The sequence below is a fragment of the Mesorhizobium sp. YC-39 genome, assembly GCF_025753795.1.
Taxonomy (GTDB): Bacteria; Pseudomonadota; Alphaproteobacteria; order Rhizobiales; family Rhizobiaceae; genus Mesorhizobium.
Genome location: NZ_JAOWPS010000001.1, coordinates 1,273,286 through 1,289,822, shown reverse-complemented (window position 1 = coordinate 1,289,822; position 16,537 = coordinate 1,273,286). Strand labels below are relative to the sequence as shown.

Annotated in this window: 16 protein-coding genes; 11 read left to right on the top strand and 5 right to left on the bottom strand. The window is 62.8% G+C overall.

Annotated features, from left to right (window positions below):
• The 3 genes from OHD62_RS06115 to OHD62_RS06105 are packed head-to-tail and all read left to right on the top strand — an operon-like array spanning nt 1 to nt 3,065.
• Nucleotides 1-936: a polysaccharide deacetylase family protein gene (locus OHD62_RS06115; protein WP_263781570.1), complete on the top strand. Its 936-nt coding sequence runs from the start codon at nt 1-3 to the stop codon at nt 934-936.
• Between the two features lie 15 nt (nt 937-951).
• The gene (locus tag OHD62_RS06110) at nt 952-2,286 is read left to right on the top strand and encodes a dihydroorotase (protein WP_263781569.1); all 1,335 of its coding nucleotides are present in this window, start codon (nt 952-954) and stop codon (nt 2,284-2,286) included.
• A 5-nt stretch (nt 2,287-2,291) separates the two neighbouring features.
• Nucleotides 2,292-3,065 (top strand): SDR family NAD(P)-dependent oxidoreductase, encoded by a 774-nt coding sequence (locus OHD62_RS06105; RefSeq protein WP_263781568.1) that lies wholly within the window; start codon nt 2,292-2,294, stop codon nt 3,063-3,065.
• 455 nt (nt 3,066-3,520) lie between these two features.
• Here the strand turns inward: OHD62_RS06105 and OHD62_RS06100 are convergent, their stop codons facing one another.
• The 3 genes from OHD62_RS06100 to OHD62_RS06090 form a co-directional block, all read right to left on the bottom strand.
• Complete coding sequence (locus OHD62_RS06100) at nt 3,521-3,862, bottom strand: hypothetical protein (protein ID WP_263781567.1); 342 nt, start codon at nt 3,860-3,862, stop codon at nt 3,521-3,523.
• A gap of 120 nt (nt 3,863-3,982) precedes the next feature.
• Nucleotides 3,983-5,437 (bottom strand): NAD-dependent succinate-semialdehyde dehydrogenase, encoded by a 1,455-nt coding sequence (locus tag OHD62_RS06095; protein WP_263781566.1) that lies wholly within the window; start codon nt 5,435-5,437, stop codon nt 3,983-3,985.
• Nucleotides 5,434-6,099 (bottom strand): aminotransferase class III-fold pyridoxal phosphate-dependent enzyme, encoded by a 666-nt coding sequence (locus OHD62_RS06090; protein WP_263781565.1) that lies wholly within the window; start codon nt 6,097-6,099, stop codon nt 5,434-5,436. The genes OHD62_RS06095 and OHD62_RS06090 overlap by 4 nt, the downstream gene beginning before the upstream one ends.
• 257 nt (nt 6,100-6,356) lie before the next feature.
• On the opposite strand from OHD62_RS06090, the gene OHD62_RS06085 reads away from it, so the two are divergent.
• From OHD62_RS06085 to OHD62_RS06065, 5 genes are all read left to right on the top strand, one after another.
• Nucleotides 6,357-7,046, top strand: coding sequence for an isochorismatase family cysteine hydrolase (locus OHD62_RS06085; protein ID WP_263781564.1), 690 nt, complete (start codon nt 6,357-6,359; stop codon nt 7,044-7,046).
• Nucleotides 7,047-7,182: 136 nt separating this feature from the next.
• Nucleotides 7,183-7,971, top strand: coding sequence for a type 1 glutamine amidotransferase domain-containing protein (locus OHD62_RS06080; RefSeq protein ID WP_263781563.1), 789 nt, complete (start codon nt 7,183-7,185; stop codon nt 7,969-7,971).
• A 41-nt stretch (nt 7,972-8,012) separates the two neighbouring features.
• Nucleotides 8,013-8,489: a DUF4437 domain-containing protein gene (locus tag OHD62_RS06075; protein ID WP_263781562.1), complete on the top strand. Its 477-nt coding sequence runs from the start codon at nt 8,013-8,015 to the stop codon at nt 8,487-8,489.
• A 219-nt stretch (nt 8,490-8,708) separates the two neighbouring features.
• On the top strand, nt 8,709-9,101 hold the full coding sequence (locus OHD62_RS06070; RefSeq protein WP_263781561.1) for an ester cyclase: 393 nt from the start codon (nt 8,709-8,711) through the stop codon (nt 9,099-9,101).
• Between the two features lie 65 nt (nt 9,102-9,166).
• Nucleotides 9,167-10,474, top strand: coding sequence for an MFS transporter (locus OHD62_RS06065; protein WP_263781560.1), 1,308 nt, complete (start codon nt 9,167-9,169; stop codon nt 10,472-10,474).
• Between the two features lie 225 nt (nt 10,475-10,699).
• On the opposite strand, the gene OHD62_RS06060 is transcribed toward OHD62_RS06065, so the two are convergent.
• The gene (locus OHD62_RS06060; protein WP_263781559.1) at nt 10,700-11,329 is read right to left on the bottom strand and encodes a TetR/AcrR family transcriptional regulator; all 630 of its coding nucleotides are present in this window, start codon (nt 11,327-11,329) and stop codon (nt 10,700-10,702) included.
• A gap of 129 nt (nt 11,330-11,458) precedes the next feature.
• Here OHD62_RS06060 and OHD62_RS06055 point away from each other — a divergent pair, with 129 nt between their 5' ends.
• The 3 genes from OHD62_RS06055 to OHD62_RS06045 all read left to right on the top strand — a co-directional run bounded on the left by OHD62_RS06055 (nt 11,459) and on the right by OHD62_RS06045 (nt 16,379).
• Nucleotides 11,459-12,703: an efflux RND transporter periplasmic adaptor subunit gene (locus tag OHD62_RS06055; RefSeq protein ID WP_263781558.1), complete on the top strand. Its 1,245-nt coding sequence runs from the start codon at nt 11,459-11,461 to the stop codon at nt 12,701-12,703.
• 293 nt (nt 12,704-12,996) lie between these two features.
• Nucleotides 12,997-16,167: an efflux RND transporter permease subunit gene (locus tag OHD62_RS06050; RefSeq protein WP_263781557.1), complete on the top strand. Its 3,171-nt coding sequence runs from the start codon at nt 12,997-12,999 to the stop codon at nt 16,165-16,167.
• A gap of 26 nt (nt 16,168-16,193) precedes the next feature.
• Nucleotides 16,194-16,379, top strand: coding sequence for a hypothetical protein (locus tag OHD62_RS06045; RefSeq protein ID WP_263781556.1), 186 nt, complete (start codon nt 16,194-16,196; stop codon nt 16,377-16,379).
• Here the strand turns inward: OHD62_RS06045 and OHD62_RS35690 are convergent.
• Entirely contained in the window at nt 16,342-16,476 is a 135-nt protein-coding gene (locus OHD62_RS35690; RefSeq protein WP_412177355.1) for a DUF1272 domain-containing protein, read from the bottom strand. The two genes, OHD62_RS06045 and OHD62_RS35690, sit on opposite strands and share 38 nt — an antisense overlap.
• Nucleotides 16,477-16,537: the final 61 nt, after the last annotated feature.

Here is a 16,537-nt window from a genome sequence, read left to right as displayed (position 1 = left end):
ATGACGCCGAGCGCTGCCTCGCAACCGCCCCAGTCGAGGGACTTCGTCGGCTATGGTCCGCATCCGCCCTTCGTCGTCTGGCCCGACGGCGTCAAGCTCGCCATCAACCTCGTGCTCAACTACGAGGAAGGTTCGGAATATTCCTGGCTCGAAGACGGCCGCAACGACAATTGGGGCGAGTACAATCTCACCTCCAGCCCGCCGGTGCGCGACCTCGGCACCGAGACGCATTTCGAATATGGCAGCCGCGCCGGTGTCTGGCGGCTGGCACGGCTCTTCGATCGCTACGACATCCCGATCACCATCTCCGCTTGCGCGGTGGCGCTGGAGCGCAACCCGCCCTTCGTCGAATGGATGAAGGCACGACGGCATGACCTGCTTGGCCACGGCCTGCGCTGGGTCGACTACACAACCATGGAGCGCGGCGAGGAAAAGCGTCATCTGCATGAAGCGATCGCGCTTTACGAGAAACTGCTGGAAAGACGGCCCCTCGGCTGGAACTGCCGCTCGCTGCCCAGCGTCAGCACGCGCGACCTTTTGGTCGAGGAAGGCGGCTTCCTCTATCACTCCGATCCCTGCAACGACGACCTGCCCTACTTCCTCAATCATAGGGGTACCGAAATCCTCGTCGTGCCCTATTCCAAGACGCTCAACGACAGTCGCTATCTGGTGGCGCCGGGCTACAGCAATCCGCGCGACTTCGCCGAGGATTGCCGCTCAGCGATTGACTACATGCTCGACGAAGCGGAAGAGACCGGCGGCCGCATGCTGACTATCGGCATCCATGCGCGCTGGATGGGCCAGCCCAACCGGGCGTCCGGGCTGCGCGAGGTGATCGAGCATGTGAAGAAAAAGCCAGCCGCTGCCTTTATGCGCCGCGAGGACATTGCCCGGTTCTGGCTGGAAAATCATGCCGGCTTCGAGCGGCGCAGCTGACGGAAGCAAGGCGGCATGTTCGAAACGCTGATCCGGGGAGCCACCATCGTCAACGCCGAAGGGTTCGAGCGGCGCGATGTCGGCATCACCGACGGCCGTATCGCAGCGCTTGTACAGCCTGGCGAGACGGCTTCGGCGAGAACCGTTTTCGATGCATCCGGTGCCTATTTGCTGCCCGGCCTGGTCGACGCGCACGCACATCTGCGCGAGCCCGGACTGACGCACAAGGAGGACTTTTCCTCCGGCACGCATGCCGCGGCCCTTGGCGGTGTGACGACGGTGCTGGACATGCCGACCGACGAGCCTTGGACGGCCACGGCTGAGCAGCTTATCGACAAGATGGCGATGACCGAAGACCGCATCCATGTCGATGTGGGCCTGCAGAGCGTCGTCAGCCGCGACCTGTCGCACATCCCTGCCCTGCTCGATCTCGCACCGGTCTCGTTCGAACTCTTCACCGCCGATGTGCCCGATGGCTTCCTCTTCGCGACGCTAGACGCCGTGGCCGAAGCGTTGAAGGCTTTCGCCGGCACCGAAACTTTGATCGGCATCTCGCCCGGCGATCAATCGATCCTGACCGGCAGCACAATGCGTGACGGCTCTGGCTCCATTGGCGCCTTTCAGGCCAGCCGGCCGCCGCTGGCCGAAGCCAACGGCATCGCCCGGGCGCTAATCGCCGCCGCCTCGGCCGAGACCAGAATTCATGTCCGCCAGATCAATTCCGAACTCGGCGTCGAGACGTGGAGCCGGCTGCGCGGCATGGCCGACGCCAGCGTCGAAACCACGCCGCAGAACCTGTTCTTCACCGCCGCGGATTACGAGGCGCGAGGCGGTAATCTAAAGGCTTCGCCGCCGTTGCGCGCGCCGCATGATGTGGATGCGCTGCGCGCCGCGCTGAGGGCGGGACTGATCGACATCGTCGCCACCGATCATGCCCCACACGCGCCGGCCGAAAAGGCGGCGCCCTACGCGGTTTTCGCCGACATTCCGGGCGGCATGCCGGGGTTGCAAACGCTGCTGCAGGCGATGTTGAAGCTGGTTGACGACGGTCTGATAAGATTGCCCGAGCTGGTGCGCCTGTGCGCCCGCAATCCGGCCGAGCGCTTTGGCCTCGGCCGGCGCAAGGGGAGGATCGCCACCGGCCATGACGCAGATATCCTCATCCTCGATCCGCGCCAGTCCAGCACGATCGCCAATGCCGACCAGGTGTCGCGAGCGGGCTACACGCCGTTCGACGGTTGGACCGTCGAATGGCGGCTGACAAGCGTCTTCCTGCGCGGTCGCGAGATCGTGCGCGAGGGAAAATTGATCGGCCCGAAAGTCGGACACATCGTCACCCGGGAAAGCTGAGGACCATGCCCCTGCTCACAGACAAGACCGCCGTCGTTACCGGAGGCAGTTCCGGCATCGGCCGCGCAATCGCGCTGAAATTCGCGGCCGAGGGCGCGAGCGTCGTCATCGCCGACACGGTCGAGCAGCCGATCGAGGGCGGTGAGAGCACCGTGGAGTTGATACGCTCGGCCGGCGGAGCTGCCGTTTACATCCGGACCGACATCTCCGACTGGAGCGCCGTTGATGGGCTGGTCGGTGCGACGGTCACGCAGTTCGGACGGCTCGACGTGATGGTCAACAACGCCGCGATCTACACCAGCACCAATCTGATCGACACCACGCCGGAACAATGGCAGCGCGTCATCGGCGTCAACCTGACCGGATTCTTCTACTGCTCTAAACGGGCGGTGATGCAGATGCGCGCCCAAGCGCCTGTCAACGATGTACGCGGCCGCATCATCAACATCTCCTCGCAGCACGGCATGGTGGCCTGCCCGGGCGACTTCCCCTATTCGGTGAGCAAGGGCGGCATCGTGCAGATGACACGGCAGATCGCCGTCGACCACGCCGACGACCTGATCGTGTGCAACGCCATCGCACCCGGCAAGATCATCACCGGCAAACCAGGCGTTGCCAACGACCCTGGCGCGCTCGACTATTCACACCGCCGCACGCCTTGGCCACGGCTCGGGCATCCGAATGACGTGGCAGGGGCCGCACTGTTCCTTGCCAGCGACATGGCAAGCTACGTCACCGGCATCAACCTGATGGTGGACGGCGGCTGGACAGCGGGCTGACCGAGGAGGACTACGTCCGCCCGTACCAGAGGGCGCATTCGATCGCCTGACTGGCAAAGCGAAGGCTGGGCGTCGAGGCGGCACAGGCAACTGGCATGAATGGCTTGGACGTCACGGGATCGAGGGTTTCGCCCAGTTAACACGGTTAGTTCCCAATGGCGGCAACACCACAGCCAGGTGCCGACCTTCGGGCAGCATAATCCCGAGACTGTAGTCCGCCGCTAGCTTCATGGCACCGAGGGCAGTCCCGTCATCCCCAGCGAACTAAAGCGGGATTTGTTAGCCACGCAAGCTCTGCCGCTACGCGCTCGACGATTTGCTCATCAGCGGATTCTTTCCGACGCCGCCCCCCAAATACGATCAGATCAGGATCAAGCATGCCAATGCAGCCGGCCGCCAGCCTGCCAATATCGGCGGCATGGCGTGCGACCGCCGCCATCGCCGGCAGTGAGCTTTCAAAGCATGCGCGAACAGATCCTTGGCCGAGTCTGAGGGGCGCCTTCCCCGACTGGCCAATCGACACGGCAACGCTCGATCAGCACCCGCGAGCCGAAGTTATATTCAAGCCCTTCACGAGAGGTTGACTCGCTACCCGACCACGGAAACGGCATGCGGCCGATCTCGCCGGTAGCACCGCCTGCGCCGCGATAGAAGCGCCCTTCGGTGATGAAGCGGAGGCCGACCTGCGCTCCAACCTGCAGAAAGGCAAAGGTCTGTTGGCATTGAGCGGCACCAAAATGCATCTCAAATGGCCGCGCAGTTGACGGTGTTTTCCACGGTGACGCCAAGCGGATCATCTTGACTCATGATGTCGCAGGCCGTTCAGGCCTCACCCGTTGCGTATCTAAGAATCGGGCGCTGGCTCGGTTGCGTACAGCAGGGCCAGCTCCTGTCTCGCGAATGATACGCGTCAAGCTTCACCCCACCTTCAGCCCGCCGAAGCAGGCATATTTCAGCTCCACATATTCCTCGATGCCGTACTTGGAGCCTTCGCGGCCGAAACCACTTTCCTTGATGCCGCCAAAGGGAGCAAGCTCGGTGGAGATCAGGCCTTCGTTGATGCCCACCATGCCGAATTGCAACTCTTCGAGGACGTGCCAGATGCGGTTGACGTCACGGGCGTAGAAATAGGCCATCAGGCCGTAGCGCGTGTCGTTGGCGAGGCGGATGACTTCCGCTTCGTCCTTGAAGCGAAAGACCGGGGCGATCGGACCGAAGGCTTCTTCCTGTGCCAGCCGCATCGGTGCCTGCATTCCGCTCAGCACGGTCGGTTCGAACCAGGTGCCGCCGAGGGCATGCGGCTTGCCGCCAGTCTCGATGCGCGCGCCGCGGTCCACGGCGTCGCCGACAAGCTCCGCCACTTTCGCCACGGCTTTCGCGTTGATGAGCGGCCCCTGCACGACCTCCGGCGCGCCGCCGTCGCCGACTTTCAGGCTGGCAACCTGCTCAGTCAGCTTTGCCACGAAGGCAGCGTGGATGCCGTCCTGCACATAGATGCGGTTGGTGCAGACGCAGGTCTGGCCGGAATTGCGGAATTTCGAGGCGATGGCACCGGCGACGGCGAGATCGAGGTCGGCGTCGTCGAAGACGATGAACGGCGCATTGCCGCCGAGTTCCAGCGACAGTTTCTTGAGCGTATCGGCGCACTGCCGCATCAACAGCTTGCCGACGGCTGTCGAGCCCGTGAAGGAGAGTTTTCGGATCACCGGGTGCTCGCAGAGCAGGCGTCCGATGCCGGCGGCATCCTTCGACGGCACAAGGTTGAGCACGCCGGCCGGAATGCCGGCCTGCCGGGCAAGCTCGGCCATCGCGAGCGCCGTCAGCGGCGTTTCCTCGGAGGGTTTGACGACCATGGTGCAGCCGGCGGCGAGTGCCGCCGCCGCCTTGCGGGTAATCATCGCCAGCGGGAAGTTCCAGGGCGTGATGGCGGCGCAAACGCCGATCGGCTGTTTCAACACGATGAAACGCCGGTCGCGACCGGCCGACGGGATGACGTCGCCATAGACCCGCTTGGCTTCTTCCGAGAACCAGTCGACGAAGGAGGCGCCGAAGGCGACCTCGCCGCGCGCCTCGTAGAGCGGCTTGCCCTGCTCGGCCGTGATCAGCCGGGCAAGGTCCTCGGTATGGGCGGTGATCAGGTCGAACCATGCGCGCAGCAGCTTGGCCCGTTCCTTGGCCGGGCGCTGGCGCCAGTCCACAAGCGCGCGCTCGGCCGCAAGGATCGCCCGCTCGACATCGACGGCGGCAAGATCGGCGACGCGGGCGAGAACCGCGCCCGTCGCCGGATTGGGAACCTCGAAGGTCGCGCCCGTATCCGCCCCGGCCCAGGCGCCATCGATGAAGGCCCGGTCGTGAAGCAGCGCGAGCGTCATTGTCCCCTCTCCACCTTTTCCAGTGCCGCCCGTAGGCTGTCCTTGAGGATGGCAATGCCTTCGTCGAGATGGTTGAAGGGGATGGTCAGCGGCGTCAGCACACGCACGACATTGCCATGCACGCCGCAGGAGAGCAGCAGCAGGCCCTTTTCGGCAGCGGTGTGCGTGATGGCTTTCACCAGTTCCGGCCAAGGCTGGCGTGTCTCGCGGTCACGCACGAATTCGATCGCCACCATGGCGCCAAGGCCACGCACTTCGCCGATGCAGGTGACGTCGACTGAAAGCGAGAGCGTCACGCCATCCTTCTCGTCGAGATGCTCGGGCCTGATGCCAAGCGTGACGGCCCGGCCGTTCTCCAACTTCGTTGCCAGATGCGTTATGTCCACCCTCGCCTCGCCGGCGAGCAGTGCCTTGCCGTCATCCGCCACAGTCGCCTTGAGGAAATTCATGCGCGGCGTGCCGATGAAGCCGGCGACGAAGGCATTGTCTGGATCGTCGTAGAGTGAGAGTGGCGTGCCGGTCTGCTCGATCTTGCCTGCCTTCAGCTCGACGATCTTGTCAGCCAGCGTCAACGCCTCGGTCTGATCATGCGTGACATAGACCATGGTGCGGCGGATCGACTGGTGCAACCGCTTGATCTCGGCGCGGAGGTCGGTACGCAAGGCGGCGTACCGACCGGCGCAGGTCTCCGGAAGTTCTATCTACCGATAGGGGTGAGGCGACCATGGCCGCAAAGCGAGCGGCGCGACCAGGGGTACCCACCTTCTCGGTCAATCCAAAGCGTCGCCGGTCTATCGATAGATAGATATTGACTCGGCGATGTGCCTCCGTTAGCTATCTATCGGTAGATAGCGTCCGACTATCTTTACAGACCATACGCTGCGCAGCCAGCGCTCGCCAAATCGCAAGGAGCTTTCAAATGTTCTTCGAACACAAGGTCAAAATGGAGATCAGCAGCAATCGGACCGCGCTCGTGCTTGTCGATATCCAGAACGACTTCCTCACTGACGGCGGCAAGTATTTCGTCATGATCGAGGAGCTGATGAAGAAGAACAACGTGAATGCCAACCTTGAGGCATTGCTTCGGGCTGCCAAGGACCACGGCTATCCGGTGTTCATGTCGCCTCATTACTTCTTTCCGCATGATCACAAAGGCAAGACCCGCCTGAGCCCCATGGAAGACCTTGCTCTTCACGGCGGCGTCGTAGCGCGCGAGAGCCCGCTTCACACGCACGACCTCCCGGGTAGCGGTGCGGACATTCCTGACCGATTCAAGCCATACATGGAAGACGAGAATACGACAGTCGTATCGCGCCACGTCACCTACGCGCCCACGAGCGACCTCGCCTATATGCTCCGTCGACGGAAGATCGAGACGGTTATCATGGCCGGTCCCGTAGCGAATCTCTGCCTCGAAGATCATATGCGCAACCTCATTCGGGACGGCTTCGAGACCGTGATGGTCCGTGACGCAGTCGCCGCAGCGGCGAACGAAGAAGGCTCCGGCCTCGACGCAGCCATGATCAACTGGCGCTTCATGGCCAACGCGGTGTGGACCACGGAAGAGGCCGTGCGCCGGATGGCCGAGGCGACCAAGGCGACCGCCTGAACTGATACGGCTCGCGCAGGCCGACACCGAAGAAACGACCATCGAACATGGCTCGCAGTCGAGACTTTGAGTTGCGCGTCCACCCGGCACTACCCGCAAGCAGACACCGTCAACTTTTCGACCACAGGAGATTCAAATGGGTAAAGGCACTATCCTCGTCATCGGTTCGAACGGGACCGAACTTGAAGCTAAGGGCGGCGGCACGATCACGATCGGTCAGTTCCTGAACGAAACCGCCGTCCCGCTGATGACTCTCGTCGCCGCCGGCTACGATTTCGTCCTCGCCACCCCGACCGGAGAGAAGCCGCATATGGACAAGGATTCCGATGCGCTGATCTACTTTGCCCAGGACAACGCGGCCCGGACGAAGGCTCGCGATTTCTTCAGCAACGATCCTGCCATGAACGACGTCCGCACGATCCGCTCCGTGATCGATGCCGGGCTTGAACGATTCGCCGGCGTCTTCTTCCCGGGTGGTCACGCGCCTATCGTGGATGTGATGCAGGACCCCGACGCCGGCGAAGTGCTGCGCTACTTCCATGGTGCCAACAAGCCCACCGCCGCGATCTGCCATGGCCCGATCAGCGTCTTGGCTGCGCTCGACAAGGCGCGCGAGTTCCGCGCGGCCCTGATCGATGGCAACGAGCTGAAGGCGCGCGAGCTGGGCAAGGACTGGCAGTACGCCGGTTATCGCATGACCGTCTTCTCGCGCAGCGAGGAGGAATATGCCGAAGAGAACGTCTTCCACAAGAAGCTGATCTTCAACATGCCCGACGCGCTCGAAGCTGCCGGCGCTAAGGTCGAGAACGCCGACAACTTCACCTCGTTCGTCGTTGTCGACCGCGAGCTGATCACCGCCCAGAACCCGATGTCGGACCACGAACTCGCCGCGAAGTTTATCGAGGCCCTCGAGAAGGCGGCCTGACACCACATCGCCGGCAGCAAACAATGCTCAGGAGAAATATTATGAAAACGTCACTTGTGGCCGCCACCCTCGCGGCGCTCGCATTCACGACGGCCGCCCAGGCGCAGGACACCTCTTCCTTTCCGCCAGCCAACGGGGGCACGTCGGTCTCCAACCCGGCCAGCCACTACTCCTTCACCGACACCGGCGCGAGGGGCGTGAACCCCAAGGCGGGCATCCAGGTCGCCAACGTCTGGGGTGATGTGACCAAGGGCGCTCACGGTGCTTTCTTCCGGTTCGATCCGGGGTTCGTGAGCAAGCTCCACACCCACACCTACGACTACTACGCGGTCGTCATCAAAGGGCAGCTGGAGAATTATCAGCCAGGACAGAAGCACGAGAAGCTTGGACCCGGCTCGTACTGGTATCAGCGCGGCAAAGAGGCTCACACGACCGCGTGCGTCTCCAAGCAGCCGTGCCAGATCTACATCGTCCAGCAGAACAAGTTCGACGCGCAGATTCCGCCCCAGACCGAATAAGGGACGCGCAATCCGCCAAACGTCTCCCGCCGCTTGGCCGGGGGCTCCACGCGGCGCGTTGCAACCCCCCATGGCACTGCGCCGTGTGCCGAATATGCCGGCGTGTCAGCGACCAACCCGGCCATCGCGCGAGTGATCGATCGTTGCGTTCGCCGGCATTCGATAAGCCTTCATCCGCAACGGCCAACGCCGACGGCAACACACGATTGGAATGAAATCATGACCGCCGAGAGCCTTTCCGAACGGAACAAGAGGACCGTCCTGGCGTTCTACAAGGAAGCGCACTTCGACGGTGACGTCGACGGCGCTATTACCCGCTATGTCGGGGACACCTACACCCAGCACACTGCCGGCTCCGAAGACGGCGTCGAGGGGCTGCGTGCCTTCATCAACGGCTTCCTGACCGCCTTCCCCAACGCCAAGGGCGATATCCGCCGCGTGCTCGCCGATGGCGACCTCGTCGCGGTCCACGCACATTGGACCGGCCTGGTCAGCGAGAACGGCGATGTCGGCATCGACATGTTTCGCGTCGAGAATGGCAAGCTCGTCGAGCATTGGGACGTGTTCGCCCCCGTCCCCACCACGTCCAAGAACGGCAACACCGTCTACTGACGCTCCGGTGAGGGCCGCTTCGGCGGCCCGCGACGCGGGCGTGCAGACGCGTAGGAGACAACAGCGTGGCCAATCGCAACACCAATTTGACCAACCCGCCGGTGGATGCAGTGGTCGACGCGATCAGCGCCGCGCCCGGCTTCTTCGGCTGGCGGGTCGTTGCCGCAGCTTTCACCGTCGCGGTGTTCGGTTGGGGCACCGGGTTTTATGGTCCACCCGTCTATCTCGAGGTCGTGCACCAAACGCGAGGCTGGTCGATCGCGCTCATCTCAGGCGCCGTGACCCTGCATTTCCTGGTCGGCCTCGCCCTCATCCCGAACTTGCCCGGCCTCTATCGGCGCTTCGGACTGCCGATCGTCACCTTCGCTGGCGGTGTCATCATGGCGCTCGGCGTCCTGGGCTGGGCCCTTGCGAACACGCCGTGGCAGCTCTACGCGGCCGCGGTCTTGTCCGGTATCGGATGGTCCGTCCTCGGCGCGGTTGCTATCAACGCTATCGTCTCCCCGTGGTTCGCCGCCAAACGCCCCTTGGCGCTCGGTGTCGCATTCAACGGGGGCAGCGTCGGAGGCGTGATCTTCTCTCCCTTCTGGGTCGCATTGATCGATAGGGTTGGCTTCCCTGCCGCGGCACTTGTGGTTAGCGCGGCGATGCTCGCCACTCTCGGCGCGCTGGCAGGTCTTGTGCTGACGCGGACGCCCGAGAGCCTGAACCAGGTCCCCGATGGCAGCCCGTCGACCGCTTCGGCCCTGCGCTCCGGCGCGACCGTTGAGACTTCCATGGCGGCCCCCCGATTCAACCTTTTCCGCGATCGCGCCTTTCTTACACTGTGCATCGGAATGACCTTGGCCCTGTTCGCACAAACCGGGCTCGTTGCGCACCTCGTCTCGGTGCTCGCACCCACGCTCGGAAGGCAGGGCGCTGGTCTTGCCGCCGGCGCCTCTGGCGTTGCTGCCGTCATCGGCCGGGTCGCCATCGGCTGGCGCGCATCGAGCACCTCGAACTGGCGCGCCATCGCGTCGTACAGCCTTGTTGCGCAAACGCTGGGATGCGGCGTTCTCCTTCTCGCTGACAGCCCAGCGCTTCTCGTGGTCGGCGTCGTGCTCTTCGGCCTTGGCGTCGGTAACGCCATCTCCGTTCCGCCGGTGATCGCCAATCTCGAATTTTCCAAGGAAGACGCTGCGCGGGCGGTGGCGCTGATCGTCGCCATCTCGCAGGGTGCTTATGCCATCGCTCCCGCCGTGTTCGGTCTCTTCCGCGAGCTTTGGTCCGACCAGATCATTTTCGTCGCGTCGGTCGCCATTCAGGTCGCCGCGATTGCCGCCTACCTCTTAGGCGCCGGGCGCGCCGCATCGCCGCACGACGCCATCGACTAGCAGCGCGGATCAGACGGGGAGCGGCGACGGCTGGCCGCGATCTCGGACCAGGGCGCGTGGATGTTGTCGCCAGCGCATGCCTGGCTGCGTCCCGCGTTACGCGCACGACCACCCTTCTTTGCCTCTCGGAGCATCGATCTTGAAAGGGCCTTTCGCGCCTGGTGCGTGGCCTGAAGGAGCACGCCACGCGACGTCCGTCGCGCGCAAACCAGCTCCGAAATCGTGTCAGGCCGCCACCCTTCTCGCTTCTGGCCAAGCTTCCATCGCAACCCGGCCGATGTTCTCAAGCTTTGCGCGGCTTGCTCCATCCCGGGCCTGAACGGCCATTCCGCGAACGATGGCGTGGATGAAGGCCGCAAGCGCATCGACGTCGATCGTGCTTGGCATGTCACCCTCCCTAATTCCCTTTCGGATGCGGTCGGCGAGGTAGATCTCGGATGCCGCGCGATACTCGACCATCATGTCACGGATCGGCATGAGGTCGGGCGCCTGATGCGTGCCCGACAAGGAGACCATGCAGCCGCGTGGCAAGTCCTCGCGTGTGAACTGTTCGGCGGCCGACTCGAGGAGATGCGCAAAGGCTTGCCGCGTCGTCACTCCGTCTTCCGACAGCGCGCTCTGGATCCACGTCTGCGCATAATCCATGAAGTTCTCGGTTGCCTCGCGGTAGAGGCGCTCCTTGCTGCCGAACGAGTTATAAAAGGTCGACGGGCTGATGCTCATCTTGGAGATGAGCTCCTCGAAGGTCGTGCCCTCGTAGCCATTGTCCCAAAACAGCTTCATCGCCTCGCGCAACACTGAAGGGCGGTCGAATGTGGACGGCCGACCGCGGCCGCGTTTTTGTGTCTCTGACATTTTTGGTGCTTTCACTCCAAAATTCGCTTGACTTGGTTTGGGCTCTCGCCATATTGGTGATTATAGGAGCAGTTACTCCAAAAATAAAGACCCCAGTTGAAATTCCTCGAACCACACGGCAGGCACACCATGAGCGACATTCTTTTGAAAACCCCGGTCGACAGCGCAGCGACCAATAAATCCAGCCACCGCAAGAGCTTGCGCTGGCAGCTCCCGCTTCTCACCGTACTCGTCGCCGGGGGTGTGGGCGGGTTCGCCTATTTCAGCCAGGACGTCTCCCAGGCCTCGGTCCCTCCCGCGGCTCCACTCGCGGCGGTGACCGTCAGCAACCCCCTGCAGCGGGACGTCGAAACCCGCCTCGGAGCGATCGGCCAGTTCTCGGCCATCAATCGGGTCGAGCTGCGCGCCCAGGTCGGCGGCACACTCTCCGAGATCCACTTTGAAGACGGGCAGATCGTGCGTGAGGGCGACCTGCTGTTTGTCGTCGATCCTCGGCCCTATGAGATTAAGCTCGGCCAGGCGAAGGCCGCACTCGAATCGGCCAAGTCGCGGTACAGCCTCGCGACCAACCAGCTGGAGCGGGTGCAAGCTCTCCTCAAGACCGGCAACTCGACCCGGGAAATCTATGACCAGCGCATTGCCGAGCAGCAGGCCGCACAAGCCGCGATCGACGACGCTCAATCGCGCATCCGCGACGCACAGCTCGACCTCGAATACACCAGGGTAACGGCACCATTCACCGGACGCATCGGCGCGCGGCAAGTCTCGATCGGCGGCCTGGTTGCGGGCAGCCGCGCCGCCACCAGCCCCACGACGCTGCTTGCGACGCTCGTCTCGCTCGACCCGATCTATCTCGACTTCGATATGAGTGAGCAGGACTACCTGACGTTCCAGCGCCAGCGCCAGAAGCAGGCCGGCCCGCTCGACAACAAGGTTGAGGCATCGCTGAGCGATGAAACCAGCTATGGCCTTCAAGGCGCGCTCAACTTCCTCGACAACACGGTCAACCGCTCGAGCGGCACGATCCACGCCCGCGCGACGTTCAAGAACCCAGACCTCTTCCTGGCGCCGGGACAGTTTGCCCGTGTTCGTATCGGCTTGACCGCTCCGGCTCCCGCGCTCCTCGTGCCCGACGCCTCGGTTCTTGCCGATCAGTCGTCGCATATCGTCCTCACCGTCAGCGACAAGAACGTGGTTGTGCCGAAGCCCGTGGAGCTCGGTGACTTGCGCGGCGGCCTGCGTGTCGTCCGCTCGGGCCTCGCTCCCACTGATAGGGTGATCGTCGACGGTATCCCGACGGCTCGTCCGGGCTCGGTTGTCGACCCGCGCGTCGAGTCGTCCAAGGTCGCCTGGAACAAGACCGCGACCGAATGAGGCCGCTGTGCAGCCGACAGGAGGCTGCACCGGGAAAGACAGTCTCGGCTCGTTCCGAGCTCTTTCAAGACGGAGGAACGTAGATCGCTCCTCCGCTTCCAATTTTCAAATCAGAGGAAAGCTCGCCGGCGTACAGCTCTATCGATAGATAGAGGATTGACACGCCTCCACTGACCCCTCTAATTGTCCCGGCAATCTATCGATAGATAGTTACGGTTTGGACTTCACGCGGTGTCGCCCGTGGTTGAACTTGCTCAAGCCTCGTCTATCCAACATCCAGGCTGAGTCAAACCATGAAGCTCGCGCATTTCTTCATCGATCATCCACGCTTCGCGACGGTGATCAATATCTTCTTCGTGCTGATCGGTCTGGCGATGCTGACGTCGCTGCCAGTCGCGCAATACCCCAACATCGTTCCGCCGACAGTGCAGATCACGACCGCCTACCCTGGCGCTTCCGGCCAGACCGTGGCGCGCACGGTCGCCACCCCGCTTGAGCAGGCGGTGAACGGCGTCGAGAACATGGATTACATCACCAGCCAGTCGACCGGGAACGGCCTCTTGACCATCACGGTCATCTTCAAGGTCGGCACCGATCCCAACACGGCGCTGATGTTGACTCGAAACCGGGTCCAGGACACGCTTTCACGACTGCCGCAGGAAGTGCAGCTCCAGGGCGTGCAGGTCAAGAAAACCATCCCAGCGCTCTTGCTCGGCGTGCATCCTTACTCGCCCGATGGTTCTCGCAGCGCCGAATATATCTCGAACTACTTCATCCTCCACGTCAAAGACGAGATTTCCCGACTGCCGGGCGTTGCAGACCTGTGGAATCTCGGCGAACGGCAATATGCCATGCGGATCTGGGTCGATCCCGACAAGGCCGCCTCCTCCAACATCAGTGCAAAAGAAATCCTGAGCGCGTTGCGCGCCCAGAACGCCCAGGTCTCGGCAGGCGTCCTCAACAAGCCGCCTGTGGCGAATCCAGCGGCCTATGAGATCAGCGTCGAGGCGCTCGGCCGTCTGACGACGCCCGAACAGTTCGGCGACGTCATCGTCAAGTCGGACACGCAAGGCCGGGTGACGCGGATCCGTGATATCGCCCGCGTCGAGCTTGGCGCGGCCGACTACGGCTCGAAAGCCTATGCCGACCGTTTCGACTCATCGCCGTTCTGGGTCATCGCTCAGCCCGGCGCAAACGTCGTCCAGGTCGAGAAAGCGGTGTGGGACAAGATGGCGGAGCTGAAGAAGAGCTTCCCGCCCGGCCTTGACTACATTAACATCTATGACCCGACGACTTTCGTCAGCCAGTCAATCGACGAAGTCGTGCACACGATCTTCGAAGCGATCGTCCTCGTCGTGATCGTGGTGTTCGTATTCCTGCAAAACTGGCGGGCGACGATCATCCCGGTGTTGGCCATCCCGATTTCGCTGATCGGCACGTTCACGATCCTCGCCGCCTTCGGGGTCTCGATCAATAATTTGTCGCTGTTCGGTCTGGTTCTCGCGGTCGGCATCGTCGTCGACGACGCAATCGTCGTGGTCGAAAATGTTGAACGCAACATGCAAGCGGGTATGTCGCCGCGCGAAGCCGCGCACCAGACCATGACCGACGTTTCGACGGCGCTGATCGCTATCGCACTGACACTCTGCGCAGTCTTCGTTCCGGCTGCATTCATTTCCGGGATCGGCGGCCTGTTCTTCAAGCAGTTCGCAATCACGATCTCGGCCTCGACCGTGATCTCCTGCTTCGTGTCTCTGACGCTGAGCCCCGCTTTGTGCGCCGTCCTGCTGAAGCCGCATCCGACCGGCGAGCACGCCAAGCCGCGTGGTCTTCGCCGGATCATGCCCGCCATATTCGGGCGGTTCAACCACGGCTTCGATTGGCTTTCGTCCGCCTACGGCAAGATGACGGCGCGCTTCGTCCGCGTCACCGCCATCATCGGCCTCGTGTACCTCGCGATGATCGGTCTTACGGGTTTCCAGATGTCGCGGATGCCAACGGGCTTCATCCCCGAGCAGGACATTGGATACCTAGTCGTAGTCATTCAGCTTCCACCTGGCTCAAGCCTTGCTCGCACGGATGAAGTTGTCCGGCAGGTGAACGATATCGCTCTCAACATCAAGGGTATGGAGCATACCTCGCCGGTGACCGGCTTCGACGTGACGACCAACACCGTCGCGCCCAACGCAGGTACGATCTTCGTCGCGCTGCCTTCGCTCTATGGAAAGAACATTCCGGGCGTGAACGCTGCGGCCATGCTCAAGATCCTTCGCGAAAAGGTCGCCGTCGTGAAGGACGCCTATGTTATCACGGTCATGCCGCCGCCCGTTCAGGGTCTCGGCTCAGCCGGCGGTTTCAAGCTGATGCTCGAAGATCGCGGCGGCCTTGGGCCACAGGCGCTTGCCAAAGCCGCCAACGATCTCGTGGCGGCCGCCAACAAGGACCCGGCATTCGGGGGCGTATTCACCCTCTACAATGCAGGCTCGCCGTCGCTGTTTGCCGACATCGATCGGTTAAAGGCAGAGAAAGTCGGTTTGACGCCGGCCGACGTGTTTTCGACGCTGCAGCTCTATATCGGCTCGCAGTACGTCAACGACTTCAACTACCTCGGCCGGACCTTCCAGGTCATCGCGCAGGCCGATGGACAGTTCCGCGGAACGCCGGACGACGTCGCCCATCTAAAAGTGCGCAACACCGCCGGCGAAATGGTCCCGATCGGTTCGGTCGCGACCTTCCGCAGCGAGACCGCGCCGTACCGCGTGCCGCGCCACAACCTCTATCCAGCAGCCGAGATCATGGGCGCGGCTGGAGCGGGCATCTCCTCGGGCACCGCGATGACGCGAATGGAAGATCTCGCCAAGCAGGTGCTTCCATCGGGTGTCGGGTTCGAGTGGACCGAGCTGTCGTATCAGGAGAAACAGCAGGGCACGCCTACGATCCTCGTCTTCGCAGCCGCCGCGTTGTTCGTCTTCCTCGTGCTTGCCGCACAGTATGAAAGCTGGAAAACACCGCTGTCGATCGTGCTCATCCTGCCCATGTGCCTTCTCACTGCAACCGCCGGCTTACAGCTACGCGGCATGCCGATCGACATCCTCGCGCAGATCGGCTTCATCGTGCTCGTTGGCCTCGCCGCAAAGAACGCAATCCTGATCGTCGAATTTGCCCGGCAAGAAGAGGCGCGGGGCGAATCGCCAGAACAGGCGGCGGTCGGCGCGGCGAAGACACGACTTCGTCCGATCCTGATGACCTCGTTTGCCTTCATCCTGGGTGTGTTGCCGCTTGTGACCGCGACCGGCGCCGGAGCCGAGATGCGGCAATCGCTTGGGACCGCCGTCTTCTTCGGTATGCTGGGCGTGACGATCTTCGGGCTCCTCTTCACGCCGGCCTTCTACGTGATGATCCAACGTTTCCGGGCAAACAATGCAGATGCGGTGGAGGAAGCCTCGGTTTCCCATTCCCCTTGACCTCGACCGGGACGGAGATCGGCGCGTTGCCGGTCTCTGTTACGGTGCTGGCCGCCGACGAGGCCGCCGCGCGGATTTCGGGCGAGTATTTCTACCATATGGAGCGCCGGGGCCCGAACTCGGAAACCCATGATCCCGCGCTTCAGGAACAGCTTCTCAGCCGCTATGCGAAACTCACCACCCTCCCCTTTCCATCCGAGATCGACCGATAACCGAAGACAGAGACATGGTGCACGCGAATAAGCAAATCAACGCCTCGCCATTGTCGAGCGAGAGGTCGCGATCGCAACACCCACATCCAGGTTTCATCACCAGCATACATCTCCCTCTTGTTCGCGCGGCCCGTCGCCCGCGCCTATCTTCCGATAGA

What these genes read in the sequence shown, in the direction of transcription:
- OHD62_RS06105 (WP_263781568.1), top strand. Translation starts at nt 2,292, where the DNA reads ATGCCCCTGCTCACAGACAAGACCGCCGTCGTTACCGGAGGCAGTTCC.
- OHD62_RS06050 (WP_263781557.1), top strand. Translation starts at nt 12,997, where the DNA reads ATGAAGCTCGCGCATTTCTTCATCGATCATCCACGCTTCGCGACGGTG.
- OHD62_RS06110 (WP_263781569.1), top strand. Translation starts at nt 952, where the DNA reads ATGTTCGAAACGCTGATCCGGGGAGCCACCATCGTCAACGCCGAAGGG.
- OHD62_RS06055 (WP_263781558.1), top strand. Translation starts at nt 11,459, where the DNA reads ATGAGCGACATTCTTTTGAAAACCCCGGTCGACAGCGCAGCGACCAAT.
- OHD62_RS06080 (WP_263781563.1), top strand. Translation starts at nt 7,183, where the DNA reads ATGGGTAAAGGCACTATCCTCGTCATCGGTTCGAACGGGACCGAACTT.
- OHD62_RS35690 (WP_412177355.1), bottom strand. Translation starts at nt 16,476, where the DNA reads ATGAAACCTGGATGTGGGTGTTGCGATCGCGACCTCTCGCTCGACAAT.
- OHD62_RS06095 (WP_263781566.1), bottom strand. Translation starts at nt 5,437, where the DNA reads ATGACGCTCGCGCTGCTTCACGACCGGGCCTTCATCGATGGCGCCTGG.
- OHD62_RS06060 (WP_263781559.1), bottom strand. Translation starts at nt 11,329, where the DNA reads ATGTCAGAGACACAAAAACGCGGCCGCGGTCGGCCGTCCACATTCGAC.
- OHD62_RS06115 (WP_263781570.1), top strand. Translation starts at nt 1, where the DNA reads ATGACGCCGAGCGCTGCCTCGCAACCGCCCCAGTCGAGGGACTTCGTC.
- OHD62_RS06070 (WP_263781561.1), top strand. Translation starts at nt 8,709, where the DNA reads ATGACCGCCGAGAGCCTTTCCGAACGGAACAAGAGGACCGTCCTGGCG.
- OHD62_RS06075 (WP_263781562.1), top strand. Translation starts at nt 8,013, where the DNA reads ATGAAAACGTCACTTGTGGCCGCCACCCTCGCGGCGCTCGCATTCACG.
- OHD62_RS06085 (WP_263781564.1), top strand. Translation starts at nt 6,357, where the DNA reads ATGTTCTTCGAACACAAGGTCAAAATGGAGATCAGCAGCAATCGGACC.
- OHD62_RS06100 (WP_263781567.1), bottom strand. Translation starts at nt 3,862, where the DNA reads ATGATCCGCTTGGCGTCACCGTGGAAAACACCGTCAACTGCGCGGCCA.